General features: G+C 51.3%; 13 protein-coding genes. 4 read left to right on the forward strand and 9 right to left on the reverse strand.

The features are described from left to right. Positions 1–106 precede the first annotated feature (106 nt). On the forward strand, positions 107–1,240 hold the full coding sequence (locus G477_RS0107875) for an IS4 family transposase (protein ID WP_026697487.1): 1,134 nt from the start codon (positions 107–109) through the stop codon (positions 1,238–1,240). Here G477_RS0107875 and G477_RS21180 read toward each other — a convergent pair whose 3' ends face one another. Together G477_RS21180 and G477_RS0107885 are read right to left on the reverse strand one after the other, a co-directional pair. Further along, the gene (locus G477_RS21180; protein WP_156897313.1) at positions 1,241–1,414 is read right to left on the reverse strand and encodes an AbrB/MazE/SpoVT family DNA-binding domain-containing protein; all 174 of its coding nucleotides are present in this window, start codon (positions 1,412–1,414) and stop codon (positions 1,241–1,243) included. Positions 1,415–1,507: 93 nt separating this feature from the next. After that, positions 1,508–2,374, reverse strand: coding sequence for a phosphotransferase family protein (locus G477_RS0107885; RefSeq protein ID WP_026697488.1), 867 nt, complete (start codon positions 2,372–2,374; stop codon positions 1,508–1,510). A 799-nt stretch (positions 2,375–3,173) separates the two neighbouring features. Between G477_RS0107885 and G477_RS0107895 the strand changes: the two genes are divergently transcribed. Further along, positions 3,174–3,587 (forward strand): hypothetical protein, encoded by a 414-nt coding sequence (locus G477_RS0107895; protein WP_026697490.1) that lies wholly within the window; start codon positions 3,174–3,176, stop codon positions 3,585–3,587. 200 nt (positions 3,588–3,787) lie between these two features. Here G477_RS0107895 and G477_RS0107900 read toward each other — a convergent pair whose 3' ends face one another. From G477_RS0107900 to G477_RS0107935, 7 genes are all read right to left on the reverse strand, one after another. Beyond that, on the reverse strand, positions 3,788–4,858 hold the full coding sequence (locus G477_RS0107900; RefSeq protein WP_026697491.1) for an alpha/beta hydrolase: 1,071 nt from the start codon (positions 4,856–4,858) through the stop codon (positions 3,788–3,790). 377 nt (positions 4,859–5,235) lie between these two features. Next, complete coding sequence (locus G477_RS19060) at positions 5,236–6,933, reverse strand: SulP family inorganic anion transporter (protein ID WP_156897314.1); 1,698 nt, start codon at positions 6,931–6,933, stop codon at positions 5,236–5,238. 907 nt (positions 6,934–7,840) lie between these two features. After that, positions 7,841–8,785: a glycine betaine ABC transporter substrate-binding protein gene (locus tag G477_RS0107915; protein ID WP_035211559.1), complete on the reverse strand. Its 945-nt coding sequence runs from the start codon at positions 8,783–8,785 to the stop codon at positions 7,841–7,843. Between the two features lie 87 nt (positions 8,786–8,872). Continuing rightward, positions 8,873–9,859, reverse strand: a complete 987-nt coding sequence (locus tag G477_RS0107920) for an NAD(P)/FAD-dependent oxidoreductase (RefSeq protein WP_026697493.1) — start codon at positions 9,857–9,859, stop codon at positions 8,873–8,875. 5 nt (positions 9,860–9,864) lie between these two features. Continuing rightward, positions 9,865–11,346 (reverse strand): betaine-aldehyde dehydrogenase, encoded by a 1,482-nt coding sequence (betB, locus tag G477_RS0107925; RefSeq protein ID WP_026697494.1) that lies wholly within the window; start codon positions 11,344–11,346, stop codon positions 9,865–9,867. 95 nt (positions 11,347–11,441) lie between these two features. After that, the gene (locus G477_RS0107930; RefSeq protein ID WP_026697495.1) at positions 11,442–11,798 is read right to left on the reverse strand and encodes a Rieske (2Fe-2S) protein; all 357 of its coding nucleotides are present in this window, start codon (positions 11,796–11,798) and stop codon (positions 11,442–11,444) included. Beyond that, on the reverse strand, positions 11,799–12,884 hold the full coding sequence (locus G477_RS0107935; RefSeq protein ID WP_026697496.1) for an amidohydrolase family protein: 1,086 nt from the start codon (positions 12,882–12,884) through the stop codon (positions 11,799–11,801). It abuts the gene before it with no gap. A gap of 460 nt (positions 12,885–13,344) precedes the next feature. Between G477_RS0107935 and G477_RS0107940 the strand changes: the two genes are divergently transcribed. Continuing rightward, positions 13,345–13,902 (forward strand): RNA polymerase sigma factor, encoded by a 558-nt coding sequence (locus tag G477_RS0107940; protein ID WP_026697497.1) that lies wholly within the window; start codon positions 13,345–13,347, stop codon positions 13,900–13,902. Continuing rightward, positions 13,902–14,735, forward strand: a complete 834-nt coding sequence (locus G477_RS0107945; RefSeq protein ID WP_026697498.1) for an anti-sigma factor — start codon at positions 13,902–13,904, stop codon at positions 14,733–14,735. Before G477_RS0107940 ends, G477_RS0107945 begins: the two co-directional genes overlap by 1 nt. Positions 14,736–15,021 lie beyond the last annotated feature (286 nt).

The raw sequence follows: 15,021 nt of genomic DNA on the forward strand, positions 1-15,021 counted from the left end.
CACGTCTGTTGATTAGCCAATAACTACCACAAAAAATAGAAAAGAAGACACCGACCTGATAAGATGTAAAGCGTCTAAACCAACATCATCAGAGAAGGTGTCTCCCATGAATCAGTTTACCACAATTTCCGCTTTATTTGATCAATTGATTGCCGAAGAAGAGCTTGAACAATGCTTAAAAACATACGGCTACGAGGATGTTGCCCGTAAATTTCGTGTTCGAGATCTGATTGATTTTCTTTTAGCTGCCGCCCTCGAGAAATGGGAAGGCTACCGGGATGGCGCCGATCAGATGGCTGCTTCCGATCTTGCTCCTGTGAACTTTTCTACGATCAGTAAGAAGGCAACGGAGTTGCCATACGAAGTGATCAAGGATCTGTTTCATCTCTTGGTAACCCGATGTAATCGGGCTCAGCGTCGATCAAAACCAATCAAACATGCGTTACTTCTGATCGATTCTACAACGATGACGGTTGGAGAAACTCGACTCCCCTGGGCTCCTTTTCACGGAAAACGTTCAGGAATCAAACTGCATGTCGCCTATACACCCGAGACCGGCATGCCGTTTGAAGTCAAAGAAACGATTGGACGGGTCCATGATGGACCCGCAGGCGTATCTTTAGCTAATCGCTCATTTATTCTTGTGGCAGACCGTGCATACGGCAAACATGCCCAGTTGGATGAGTACGAAAGACAAGATCAGCGTTTTGTCATTCGCCTAAGAGAGAACGTCAAATACCATCGCCCTCACGGGCTTCAACGTTTTGTCCCAACCCATTCGAACGTGACAGACGACATCACCTGTCAACTTGGAACGGAACAATCCCGAACCGCGCACCGGTTTCGGGTGGTTACATTTCATGACCACAAAGGTCACCCGATCCGTGTTGCAACAAACATACGCGATCTCTCAGCAGAAGCGATTGCATCCATGTATCAGACGCGTTGGCAGATCGAATCGTTCTTTCAATGGATCAAGGGGCAGTTGAATGTACCGGTTCTGTTTGGCACGACGAAAAATGCGGTCTTTTCTCAGCTGTTTGCGGCACTGATGGCATATATCCTTGTGAAATGGGTCTTTGAATCCGTTAAAAAAATCGTCCGAAAACCTTTATCTCTAAAGGGTTTTCTGCGCATGTTCCTGCATCATACGCTTCCTTTAGAATGGAAAAGCGCCCTGGCCACCTGGTTGTATGAACGGAGAACCAAGGGCTATTTATCAAACCTAAATTTTGGTTAATCAACAGACGTGGTTAAAACCCTCTCTTATTGGCTTCAACACCAAATGATTGCCTCGATTTTCGACCACTACTTGCTTATCAAATCCAACCTCATCAAAAAATTTTTTAGGAATGGTGATTTGACGCTTATCCGAAATCGACACCCGCTTTGATTCTTTTTTTCCAAGCGGCATAAAAAAAACCTCTTTCTCTTTTTTCGTTTCTTGATTTCTTTTCTGTATTGTATCAAAAAGTAATGGGGATAACTCAATCCTCTTGGACAAGCATTATGACCGAAATGAAGGGCCTTCGACAATGTCTTTCCAGTATCTCCATGCTTCCAGATACGTGGGAAAGTCGTCCGGATGGTGCTTCAAACAGATAGCGAGCCGAAGGTACAAGCCGATCACGACCTGACCGAAGATATCCGGCAGATTCCAGCCGGTCTGCTCGAACAGTTCTGATTCGATTTCCTCTAACGTCTGAAGGTGGAGTTCTTCCGGGGAGGAACAGAACGCATAGACGACGTCGTAAACGGGATCTCCGAGAACCGGAGCAGGATCAAGAATGCCCGACAGCTTCCCTTCGTGAAACAGAAAATTATGTACACCGAAATCTCCATGAAGCAGGTGCGGCTCTTTCTTCTCGCTTGTCTGCAGTACCAGGTTGCGGACAAACGACGCGTCTGACTCTTCCAGGTGCGTTCCGATCACGCGCTGTGCTTCTTCGATTTCCTCCAGGAGAAAATCCTGCCACGAGGCAGATGGCTCGTCCGTCGCCCCCCACCCCCGCTCTTTCGGAACGCCTGCATACTGAGAGACGAAAGCGGTCAACAGCGTGGACAGCAGCTCGCTTTTTTTCATCGAGACTGGAACAGAAGAAGTCCCTGGCAGGGGCTCATATACCAGGTAACGAAACGACGGATCAACATAGACAGGATGCGGCACATAGGGACTTTCACGGTAAAAGTAAAGAAACTTTACCTCCGGTTCCAAGATCTCCGGCGGACTGATTTTGACGACAAGCTCCCTGCTGCTGTTTTTGAGCAGATAGACGTGGCCGACCGTACCGCCGCTCATCTCCTGCAGTGCTGCTTCCTCGGCACGCAGGATTCCTTGTTGCACGAGCGCATCTATCACCATCTCGATATTCACGCTGGCTGCCTCCTTTTTGAATCGAATGGTATGCCAAAAGGCAATACGTTTCCCTGATTATCTGCCATGTTTTCGGCAGCATTTCTCCTCCGACGACAACCTCGTCGACTCAACAAGCAAACCTCGTCGGCATCCCCCTTGATCCGCGACGCCTGGACGCGAAAGCCCGTCGCCCCAGAGAAAAAGCTCGCCAAACGATGCGAACCCCGCCACAAGAAGCGAGAGGTACGTCGAGGTCTACACGGAACCTCGTCGCCCCACATCGGCATCCTCGCCACCATGCTCACCCAGCCATCTCTTTCTATAAAAATAATAGACGAAAAGCCCAAACCCTATTATTTCCATTCATGTTACGATTAGTATACTCTGATACAAGAGCTCGATGAAAGTGCCCGCATGAAAAGGAAAGGAACATCCTCAATGAACATGACGCTGTTCGCTTCGTGCTGATTGTCCTGTTGCACCGCCTGCTTCAACGCCGGTTGATCCATGAAGATCCGCTTTCGCTCCGCTATATAGAGGGGATTCTCCCTTCCATGGCGGTCTACACCTCGATTGCAGCTGTGCTGATCTTGATCCTCTTCAACGTGTTTGCCATCGGATATCCGTGGAACGCCCTTCTGTTATCCGGCACCTGTTCGATCGCTTTCGTGTCTCAAGCGCTTCTGGAGAACTACTCAAAGAGAAAACACCTACGCAGCCCTCGCTTCCTCTGTCTGGAGTGCTCTGCTCTTTTTTTCTTGTATTACTATAGCAGCTCCGACTGTGAGAGGAACGCGTAGGAAGGAGGAGATTCTTTTTGAAGAAACAGCTGGCCTACGTGGTCATCACCTTTGTTCTGTTATGTACCTTAATGGCGGCCTTCTATTTTAACTCTTTGTTTCCCTACTTGTACTGGTATCAAGAAACAGCGGACGGATTAGCTGTGCAGCAGCGATTGCCGGGTACGGACGCGTACATGCTGGAGGCAGCGAACATCGATGACGAACTTCGGCATGCCCTGCTGGTTCATGAAATAGGCAGCATGCGCAGCACCGCGCTCGCGATGCTGACGGTCGGCTTCAGCCTGATACTCGCGCTCCTTTTTCGATCCGTCAGCCCCCCGTACACGAAGGCTTGGCTCGTGATAGGGAGCCTGCTGCTGCTTCCGCTGCTCTATATATACCTCGATCAAGCGTCCTCCATCTCCCAGATACTCTCAGACCTGACCTAGCCATCGCAGGTGTTGATATCCTGGGCACTGTCCAAAAGCGCGGGGCAGCTTTGGGCCGGCACGGCGTGTACCGAAGGTTCTTGGAGGGAAGCATGGGTTCTTCATGTTTCCTGCTCAGCATACGAAGCCGCCGGATACCCTCAGTAAAAATGTGATGATGAACGCAGAAAAAACATCAAAACCCGCCGCCTTCTGCAGTATTATGAAGAAATCACCCGCCAAAAGTCTTTTACGATTTCTTTTACTGCGTCTTCCGCCTGTGGATAGTGGCCAAGTTTCCTGACGAAGGCGTGCTCCATTCCTTGATACTCTACATGTCGTAAAGGTACATTCGCTTGCTGCAGCTCTTCAGAAAATTCCTCAGCCTGTATACGCAGAAAATCAAATTCAGCCGCTATCATCGTGATCGGTGGGAACTCTTTTTTGTTTTCTCTCAGCAATGGGGATACTAAGGAAAGGAACACATCTCCCAGGTTCTCTAAATACAGAGATTGGATGAAATAGACCGACTCTCTCATCGCAATGAGTTCTTCGCGAATGAGCTCTGGCTGCATGCGCAAGTCGTAATCTTCTATACTCCACGCCTTTCTTGAAAAATCGGATAAGTCGAGCAGCGGACAGAGAAGTCCTATATGAGAGATGTCCCAAGGTTCCTCCTTACTTAAATGGTGCACGCCGAGTGCGAGATTCCCTCCAACGCTGTCCCCGATCAGCCCGATCTGCTTTGCATTGATACCCAGTTCCGAGGCAAATTCATACACGTACCGAAGCCCTTCCAGGCAATCATGGAGTCCCGCACGATATGGATGTTCTGGTGCGAGCCTATATTCTACCGCCACGGCGACTGCATCCGCTTCCTGTGCCATATACTTACATAAATTCTCCATCACGAGTGTGTCTTGATCGAAAAATCCTCCCCCGTGATAAAAAACGATACCGGGCTTTTCTTCTTTTGTTCTATTATATATTCTGATGTTCAGTTTTCTGTCAGGTAAATGTATCGTTTTATATTCAATACGTACATTGCTGCTGATATCTTCGTTATTACATTCAGTGCTGTTGCGGACCTCTTGCAGATCATTCATTTCCATTGGCCTGCGGGAAGCAGGGCCTTCACGGCTTTCTAGCAATGCTTTTACTCTCGGATCGAGTCCACCCTGCACTTCATTTTCAGGGAAGACCTTTTGAATGATCTGCAGTCCATCTTCGGGATGAAGATGGGATCTATGTTTTACTCTGGAAATCAGATTGTCATGCGTGTCGTTCATCATAACGATTCACCCTCTCATCGTGTGCAAGTAAACGATTACCTTTTATTACTATACCCTTTTTAAGGAATTATTAAATATCAGAACATTCATAACTCAGTAGATGTAGCTTATGCTTGTCGAGGCAGCGTTCATAGGAAGAAGAGAACATGAAAGGCTTACGCTTTTCTTGAAAGAGGAAGGAATGATTCTTTTTCATTAGAGGAAAACGGCGTGTACCGCAGGTGCTTGGAGGGAAGCATGGGGCTTTCTGATTTCCGCGCAGCCGACAAAGCCACCGTCACTCTGTATAACAACGTATACATTCCTATCATTCAAGATGGAAAGAAAGACAAAAACGGCTCCAGACCTGTATGAAGCAGGGACTGGAGCTGATGCTGTTAAATCATATAATCTATCGGCGGTTTGATTTCTTTCATGAGTCCGCTGAGCGTGGAGGGTCTGATATTCTCCGGGAAGCGTCTTTCCCAGCCTGCCTGCTCCAGCAGTTCGCGCACCTGTCCTTTTACATTCACAAACCAGATGTGCAGTTCTCCGTCTGTTTCGTATTTCTCCACTACTCGCTCCAGCGCGGTGATTCCCATCGTATCGATGTCGTTGACTCCTGCCATATCGACAATAACATGGGACGGCTCCGCTTCTTTCTGTTCGAGCTCTTTGATTTTCGTTTCCAAATAGTCCTCAAGATAGGCCGCATTCGAGAAGTGGATTCTTGCATCGATTCGTATCAGCTTGATTGTCGAGATCACGACGGAATCAGGAAAACGCTCGACGTCCCGGTACGTCTGGGTTTTGGCATGCCAGCCGAGCTCTGTGACGTGCGGGTGGGAAATGCGGTTGATCAAAATACATAAAGAAACCCCTGCTCCGATCAACAGCCCCCACTGAATGCCCACAACGAGCGTGGACACGAAGGTAACGACCCAGACCCAGCCATCCGATGGTTTGATACGGAAGGCATGAGTCGCCGACCTCAAGCTGATCAATCCTGTGACGGCCGAGAGAATGATCGCCGCAAGAACGGCAAGCGGCAGGTAATAAAAAAGAGGGGTCAAAAAGAACAGCGTGCCCAGCACCCCGAGCGCGGCGATGACCATGGACACCTGCGAGACGGCTCCTGTGGCGTGGTTCACCGCGCTTCTTGAGAAGCTCCCCGTCACCGTATAGCCGGAGAACAACGAGCTGCCGATATTAGCGAGACCGATTCCACGAAGCTCTTTATTGATGTTCACCGGCGGGCTGTCTCTATCTGCGAGTGTTTTCGTAATAGCGAGTGATTCCATCATCGCAATCAAAGCAATCGTCAGCGCTGTCGGCAGCAGGAGCTGCATCGAAGCCGGATTTACTTCCGGAAGAGAGAAAGCAGGAAGTCCCTGCGGCACCTCGCCAACGATGGCCACCCCCGCTTCATCCAGGCCAAGCACGTAAACGAGCAGCGTGCTCCCTGCAACGACAAACAGCGAGGCTGGCAGCTTCGTATGTATTTTTTTCATTCCGATTAAGGCAATCAGACTGACTAGACCAATGGCTGCAGTCGGCAGGTGTATTTGCGAGAGGTTCGTCAACAGGTCCATCAGCAGCGGGATGAACTGGGTCTGGGTTAAGACGTCTACTCCGACAAAGTTTCCAGCCTGGCTCAGTCCAATCATGATCGCTGCGGCCGACGTGAATCCGTTGATCACATTCTGCGAAATGAATTTGACGAGCGTGCCTGCATTCACCAGGCCGAGCAGACATTGAATGCCGCCTACCATCAAGGTGAGCAGAAGGACAAGCGACACATACTCCGGGCTCTGCGGCTCTGCCAGCAGCGATACGCCGGCGAAGACGAGGATCGAGGCCATCGCCACCGGTCCGATCGCCAGCTGCCGGGATGACCCGGCAAAGGCATAGATCAACAGGGGCAGAATCGACGCATACAACCCCATCACTGGAGGCAGTCCCGCCAATACAGCATAAGCCATGCCCTGCGGCACGAGCATCACGAAGACGGTGATGCCGGCAATCGCATCCTGCTTCAAGGCAGCACTAGTATAGTCATCCGGCAGATTTAAGCCGTTTCGCATTTTTTGAAGCACGGGTCCTCACCTCCAGTGTGACGTCGATCTGACACGGCCTGCAATCCACACCAGTGCCTTTTCACGTCTGCGCTTTCCTTTCTACAGCATATCCTGCGTGAGACGATCCAACAACACCGGCCGCTTTATTTTATGGAAGGTTCGCTGCTGCGACGTGTTTCATCATACTACTTGTGTGAGCAGCCACAGCCTGTGAATATGTTATCCCGTCCCATGCCAAGGGTGATACCAGGCTTTTCTGCAGCTGCAGAACCAGCTGCAGACGAGAAGGGCTTGGGTGATTGAGGTGTGGCGCTCTTATTGAGGAAGTCACGACTCAGCGCTGAACGTCCGCGTATTCTCTCTGAGTGACCGAGCGGGTCTTCTGAACGTCCGAGCGCTTCTCCTGAGTGTCCGAGCAAAGCCCGAATGACCGAGCTTTCTCTTTGAATATCCGAGCTGTGCCGCTGAGTGACCGCCAGCGACGGCTGAACGTCCGAGCGCACGCCTCGAGTGACCGAGCCACGTCAAAACGGCGTCTAGACCAAAAGCGCACAGCGCCTTTTGGTCGGAACGGCGTGCGGAAGCGCTGCAAGCTTTTTGAGGGAAGGAAACGTTCTTTGTTTCTTCCCGAGCAGCGCATGGAGCCGCCGTCACGCTGTATGAAAACTTATACATTCCTATCATAGACCAAAAGCGCACAGCGCTTTTTGGTCGGAACGGCGTGTGGCGTCGCTGCAGGTTTTTAAAGGGAAGAACAAGCGCTTCGATCTTACCGAGCAGCGGACAGAACCGCCGTCTTCTTCCCATGAAACCTGATCCATGCTTCCTCTGCAAGAAACGCTGCAGGACAGGTGTCCTACAGCGTTTTCGCTGCGGCGCGTTCCTGACTCGTGCAGGAGCAGCCATGCGTCAGCGACACTTTCTTTTATTCTTCGAGTTCTCTCAAGTCTTCAATCGAATCGATATCCATGTACTCTGGGACGACCAGCCCGAGACGGGTGCCTTCTGTATTCGGTCCGAGATCGACGAAGTCCTCTTCGTATTCATCGTAATACTGCTGCTGTCCCGGCAGCCATGAAGCAAACATCGCATCCGCTCCATCCGTAGCAAGTCCGGTGTACATCGCATCAATCATCACTTCAACGAGATCTGTTTCATAGTTGAGGTCTTTGAGCACTTCGCTGACCACATTCGTCGCCGCCAGTGCATCGGCCCAGTTGACCAACGTGAATTCGATCAATTCTCCGTCGCCTTCTTCAGCGCCTTCTGTCCACTCGGCAACCATGTCTTCATTATCGTCTACCCACTGTCTCGCTGCTTCATCTACTTCAGTATCCTCTTCTTCGGCCATCATCATGACCTCTTCCATATCACTCATCTCCCAGGAAAACTGGTCGATGACAGGAAACGCTCCCGGCATATCTTCTTCCAGTCCCGTTCGCGTCAACGTATGGATGTCTTCCCCTTCGCCGAATACCAGTTCCGGATCTTCAAGGAACTTTAGGTCATACTCCATGAACTTCCAGTGCGGCTGCCAGCCTGTGACGACGACCGGCTCTTCGTTATCAATCGCTTCGCCGAGTTCTGCTGTCATGACGGGACCGGAGCTGCTGAGCACCGACCAGTTTTCATCCAGATCATACTCTTCGATGGCGATCTCTGCATTATCCATGATGCCTGTTCCTGGATCGATGCCAACGATTTCGTAATCAACCTGTTCGCCAATAGACTCACCGGAAGCTTCCGCCTCTCCGTTGTTGTTCGTGTTCTCTTCCGCCGTGTTATCGTTCTCATTTCCGCAGGCGGTTGCTGCTGCTAACAATGCTGTCATACCAATGGCTCCGACTAGTTGGTTCTTTTTGAAATTCATATCTATCTCCTTTAGGGTTTAGATTTGGCCTGTCGGCCGGTTCATACTAATTCTAGATGACTGAAAAGGGCGAAGAGGTTCCGCCCTTTATGAAAACATACTTGTACTGTGCTTCGGCTGCAGTTTGGCAGCAGGGTCGATATACGATTTCGCATGATTCACGGCAATCGGAGCTTCCCCGAAACCGATGGCAATCAATTTGACTTTTCCTTCATAAGAGGCAATATCTCCAGCAGCATAAATGCCTTTGATGTTCGTCTCCATCTTGGAGTTTACCGGAATCGTGTTTTTATCCAGATCCAGCCCCCATTCTTTGATCGGACCAAGAGAAGAAGTGAACCCATGGTTGACGATAACCGCATCGACGTCGATTCTCTCCTGCTCTCCATCTTTCTCCTGCAGCACTACTTGTTCTATCTTGAGGTCATTTCCTTCCAACTGCTCCATCGTATACGGTGTTTTGATGTTCACACTCGACTGGCGCAGCTGATCCATGCTGTGTTCATGACAGCGGAATTTGTCTCTCCGGTGAACCAGCGTGACTTCTGCTGCAATGGGCTCGAGCATCAGCGCCCAGTCTACGGCGGAGTCTCCGCCGCCGGATACGAGGACCTTCTGATCCCGGAAAGCCTCCAGGTCATTGATGAAATAATGCAGGTTTTTCCCTTCATAGTAATCGGCACCGTCGAGCGTCAACCGCCTCGGTTCAAATGCTCCCGCTCCAGACGTGATAATGATGGCTTTGGATAAGTGGCTCGCTTTATCAGTTGATAATTCGAACATCCCCTCGTCGTGCTTGTGAATTTGCTGCACGACTTCTTCCAGCTTGATCGAAGGCTCGAACTGCGCAGACTGGGCAACAAGATTGTCCACCAGGTCCTTGGCACGCACCTTCTCGTACCCGGCTATATCGTAAATGTATTTTTCCGGATACAGGGTAGCGAGCTGTCCGCCGATTTCCGGCAGACTATCAATGATTTTTACCTTCATCTGCCTCATTCCACCGTAGAAAGCCGCGAATAGCCCCGCTGGACCACCGCCGACAATCGTCAGATCGTAGATGTCTTCCTTCATTGCTTTCACCTCCCCTTTGCTGCTGAAAACCAGTGGAGTGGTGCTGGTTTTGTATTTTGAAAAATATGCTTCTGCTCGGTATATTCTTCGAGTCCTGCTTTCCCGAGTTCTCTGCCGATTCCGGACTGTTTATACCCGCCCCATGGTGCCTGCGGGATGTACGGATGAAAATCATTGATCCACACCGTACCCATTCTAAGCTTGCCGGCAATGCGCTCGGCTTTGGCAATATCCTCTGTCCAGACAGCTCCGGCAAGACCATATATCGAGTCATTGGCGATCTTCGCTGCTTCTTCTTCAGTTTGGAACGTCTCCACCGTGAGCACAGGTCCGAACACTTCTTCCTGGACGATGGTCATGTCCGACCGGCATTCCGTGAAAATGGTCGGCAGAAAGAAGAAGCCATCTGCAAGCGCCGGATCTTCAGGATACTTGCCGCCAATCAGCAGGTTCGCGCCCTCTTCTACACCGATATCCACCAGCTTTCTCACTTTTTCTCGATGTTCAGCGGAAATCATCGGTCCGGACTCGGTCGCTTCCTCCATGCCGTCTCCGAGCCGGATCGCCTTCACCCGCTCTTCCAATGCTGCGACGAAGGCATCGTGGAGCGATGCTTCCACAATCAGTCTGGCACCAGCAGAACAGACCTGTCCGGCGTGAAAATAGACAGCGTTCAACGCTTGGTCTAACGCGATGTCAAAGTCGCAGTCTGCAAAAACGATGTTCGGATTTTTCCCACCGAGTTCCAGGGCGATTTTTTTCATATTCCCGCTGGCCGTCTGCATGATTTTCCTGCCGGTCTCGATGCCGCCCGTGAACGAGATGAGGTCTACGTCATCACTGGCCGCGAGCTCCTGGCCGACGGTGTGGCCCGGTCCCAGCACGAGGTTGATGACACCTTCCGGAAATCCTGCCTCCTCCATCAGTTCGAATACTTTGATGGTCGTCAGCGGGGTGATTTCACTCGGTTTCAGCACCAGCGTATTTCCCGCGGCAAGCGCCGGAGCGAGCTTCCACGCTGCCTGCAGAAGTGGATAATTCCACGGCGTGATCTGTCCGCATACGCCGACCGGCTCCTGGACCACTTTACTGGTGGAGTCGGGAATCGGGGAATCGATGATGTCTCCGCCGTGCTTGTCAGCAAGTCCTGCATAATAGCGGAACACACCGGCAATGTCTTTCATATCCGCTTCGCTTTCAATGAGCGTTTTTCCTGTATCCAGCGTTTCCAGCTTCATCAGTTCATCGATATCCCGCTCGATGAAAGAAGCCGTGATCTCAAGAAGACGTCCCCGCTCCGCTGCTGGAACGGAGGGCCACTCCCCTTGATCAAACGCTGCGCGTGCTGCTTCAATGGCCAGCTGTGCGTCTGTCGTATCCCCTTCTGCTGCTACAGCGAGGACCTCTTGGTTAAACGGATTGATGATCTCCCGCTCCGCTTTCGTATGGGCTTCGACCCATGCGCCATTGATCAACATGTTCTTCATCTATATCACTCCATTACAACAAACCAATCCTGCTCCAGAATCCAATCACCGCTAACACGATGCCAATTTTACCGGGGCTCTGCGTTGCTGTTTCATCATTTATATACAATTACCTGCTCGTTTTTTTCCATGACGTTGAAATTTTTAATTTTGAATTTCTCGTTTGCCAGCATTCTTCCTTCGTTCCGTATATCGAACTCCCGACCGTGCCATGGGCAGCGGAGGATGTCCCCTTCCCGGTCAAAGTTATACTCGCCTAATGTATCTGTCGGCTCCGGCGCACCACAGATTTTCCCTTTGGACAAGGGAGCTCCTTGATGGATACACCGGTTTAAGAAAGCGTAGTAGTGCCCGTCCGATGCGCGGCAGACGACAATACTGTGCCGGCCAAACGTGCTCTCCATCATCTCTCCCGGGTTAAGATCCTCCTTACTGCAGACTACTTCTTCCATTTAGTCTTCCTCCTTCCGATTCGGAAGCTTCGGATAAAAGTTCCGTGCATTCTCGGACAACAGTTTCCTCATGAGCTCTTCGTCCAAGCCATTTGGCAGTGCCTCGTATGGATTATCATAATCCCAATGAGGATAATCGGTTGAGAAGGAAACCATATCGTCGCTGCCCATCTGTTCAAAGGTCTGCAGGAATTCCTTTTTGGACATTTCCTCCAGCGGCTGTGTCGTAAAGCAGATGTGTTCCCGGATGATGTCACTCGGCATGCGTTGAATCCACGGCACTTCATGACGCAGATCCCGGTACTGCTGGTCCATTTTGCGCATCAGGAAAGGAACATAGGTGAACCCACCCTCAATCATCATCATTTTCAGTTTCGGGAATTTCTCAAAGACGCCGTTAAACACCATGTTCGTGACGATCATCATGTGGGCGGTCGGGATCAGGGTATGCCACTCAATGAAGTAGCGCGGCCATTTGCCGTAATAGACCGGCGGCTCATTGTGATGCATGCCGATCATCAGATCATGTTTTTCTGCCGCTTCAAAAATAGGGTGGTAGTAAGGATCGCCCCACATGATATCGTCGATCGGGAGCAGGATCTGCACCATTTTTTCGTGACTGCCGACACGCTCAATCTCTTTCACTGCTTCGTGTGGTTCCTGAGCAGCGATGTGCACCGAGCCGTAAAGCCGCTCGTCTTTCTCCAGCCAGTGCTCAATCTGCCAGTCGTTATAGGCGCGGGCCAACGCCGTCGCCATCTCGTACCACCCGTGCATGGAAGAGGGAGACGGATCCAACGCCCCGGTCAGGATGCCGACCTCATGACCGATGTCATCCAGCAGCTGATACTGCATGAATGGAAGGTCTGACCCAGCAGGCCGGCCATCCGGCACTTCCGCATCCGCTCTGTTCACACCCGCCACGGCTGGTTGGGTAAACGGCATGTGCTTTTCCTGAATCCAGTGGCAGTCCTCGATGTATCGTTTGTACGGCTGTTCTAAATACGGCATTAAATCCTCGTACGTTACTTTTTCGTGAATGTCCGTATCAATCAAATGAAGCTTCTTCTGTTGTTTGGTGCTCATCTGTCATTCCTCCTGATTGGTTGTTTCTCCATGTCTGCCTAGTAGCGTAGCACAGGGAAATTCCCCCTCAAAACTCACTGACCGGCGATAAGAAGAAGCTACCTCGTTCAGTGAACGTCAGTGAACGTCAGTGCGTGTCAGTGCACTTTTTTCAATTTCGCACTGGACGATCTATTCTTTTCTCCTCTTGAGAACAATTCTGATAGGATGGGGATAGGTTGTCTTTGCCCCGTTTTTTGTGTTTCATGGGCGTCGACGTCCTTACGAGAATAAAGATAGTCACACCAAACGCCGGGAACTGCTTTGACACCATAAAAACGAACCGGTACATAAAACCATCCAGCTCGATTCATCCAGGATGTCTGTACAAGGTTGAAAAAAAGACTGTTCGGAAGTGATCAAATTCCGGATTCCGTTCGTTTATTAGGGTACAAGCTTGTTTCTGCAGAAGGAGGGTTACATGGACATGCACGATGACGTACAGCTGTACGAGCGCCTCCGTGCAAAGGATCAGGCTGCCATGGAAATGATCTACGACAAGTACAGCAGACTGCTTTTTTCCTTCGCCTATAAAGTCGTCCACAGTTCCGATGCCGCTGAAGAAGTCGTACAGGAAGTACTGATCAAGCTATGGAAAGGAAACGGCGTCTATTCTCCGGACAAAGGGAAATTTTCCACGTGGCTGCTGTCGATCACCCGGAACACCGCCATCGACTACCTCCGCAGACAAAAGAAACATACCGATGAGGTGATCCATCAGGAAGTCGAGCATGCGGACACCCAGCCCGGAACAGAAGAGCTGGTCGAATGGAAGCAGCAGAGCGAACGGGTCCGCGAAGCGATGCGGGTACTCAAAGACGAGCAGCGGCTGATCATCGACCTGTTCTATTTCAAAGGATACTCTCAGAAAATGATTGCGGAACAAGTGGACCTTCCGATCGGAACGGTGAAAGGCCGGATCCGGCTGGCCCTGAATCACTTGAAGCAGGAACTTTACGAAGAAAGGAGGGATTGGTAGTGGCGCATCAGGAATGTGACAAGTTGATTGATTACTTCAACGGACATTTGTCAGAAGAAGAAAAACAAGCCTTTGAACAGCACATGCAGGCATGCCCTTCGTGCCGGGAAGAACTCGCAGAATGGGAAGCTCTTTCTGCCGAACTCCCGTTTCTAAGCGAAGCGGAAGAACCGCCGGAAGGCATGAAAGAACGCGTGCTGACGAACGTATGGAACAGCGACGACACGAGCTCGCCCGAGACGTCGGCGCCGGCATTAGACGAAAAACGGCGTTCACGCAAAGGCCCGCTTGCAACCTGGTTCGTTGGCGCAGCGGCTGCCGCCCTCCTTTTCTCGCTCGCAGGAAACGGGTACCTGCTCATGGAAAACCAGCAGCTGGCGGAAGATCGGGAGCAGCTCGCCGGAGAAGCCGAACAGCTGGCGTTTGAACGAGATGTGATTGAAGCCGACTATGAAGCCCTCCTGGAACAGGAAGACGAGGAAGGCGGCGTCGCTGATGTGCTGCTTGCGTCCAACCTTGCTTCCACAGACGAGGAACTCTTCACGGGAGAAGGTTCGGCTACCATCATTGCCGAGGACGGTCACGTAGACCTCCTGGTACAAGTGAGCGGCATGCCCGAGCTGGAAGGAGAAGAAGCCTTTCAGGCGTGGGTCATTGAAGGCGAAACGCCGATCTCTGCCGGGAGTTTCACGATTGATGACGACGGCAACGGCGCCGTCCGCTACCGGCTGAGCGACATGGACGACATCCAGGTCGATCAGATTGCGATTACGCTCGAACCTCAGCCGAACAACGAACAACCGCAGGGGCAGATGGTGCTTGCCTCGCCGTAGACATGGAGAGAGAGAACTGCCGGAGAAATTCTTCCGGCAGTTCTTTTTGGTGGGGACCAGGATGGGTGGTTTCCTCGGCAGGCTTGGTATTAGGTGACGGACGGACTGACTTCCTTTGCTTCGCTTGCCGCCGGCTTTTGTGACGGACGAACTCCTCTCAAGCGCCGTCCGCGCTTTCCTTCCGACCGTTTTTCCCCGCTGAACGTCCGAGCCGGCCGGCGGAGTGTCCGCCCAGCGCCGGAGTGACCGCTTTGCTCTTCGATGTGACCGCTCACCTCCTTCGAAG

It is taken from the genome of Alkalicoccus chagannorensis DSM 18086 (assembly GCF_000429725.1).
In the GTDB taxonomy this organism is placed as follows: Bacteria; Bacillota; Bacilli; order Bacillales; family Salisediminibacteriaceae; genus Alkalicoccus; species Alkalicoccus chagannorensis.

Bases quoted from the DNA above. Each gene is read 5' to 3' on its own strand.
- G477_RS21180 (WP_156897313.1), bottom strand. From the start codon at position 1,414: ATGCCGCTTGGAAAAAAAGAATCAAAGCGGGTGTCGATTTCGGATAAG.
- G477_RS0107930 (WP_026697495.1), bottom strand. From the start codon at position 11,798: ATGGAAGAAGTAGTCTGCAGTAAGGAGGATCTTAACCCGGGAGAGATG.
- betB (WP_026697494.1), bottom strand. From the start codon at position 11,346: ATGAAGAACATGTTGATCAATGGCGCATGGGTCGAAGCCCATACGAAA.
- G477_RS0107920 (WP_026697493.1), bottom strand. From the start codon at position 9,859: ATGAAGGAAGACATCTACGATCTGACGATTGTCGGCGGTGGTCCAGCG.
- G477_RS0107915 (WP_035211559.1), bottom strand. From the start codon at position 8,785: ATGAATTTCAAAAAGAACCAACTAGTCGGAGCCATTGGTATGACAGCA.
- G477_RS0107935 (WP_026697496.1), bottom strand. From the start codon at position 12,884: ATGAGCACCAAACAACAGAAGAAGCTTCATTTGATTGATACGGACATT.
- G477_RS0107875 (WP_026697487.1), top strand. From the start codon at position 107: ATGAATCAGTTTACCACAATTTCCGCTTTATTTGATCAATTGATTGCC.
- G477_RS0107940 (WP_026697497.1), top strand. From the start codon at position 13,345: ATGGACATGCACGATGACGTACAGCTGTACGAGCGCCTCCGTGCAAAG.
- G477_RS0107900 (WP_026697491.1), bottom strand. From the start codon at position 4,858: ATGATGAACGACACGCATGACAATCTGATTTCCAGAGTAAAACATAGA.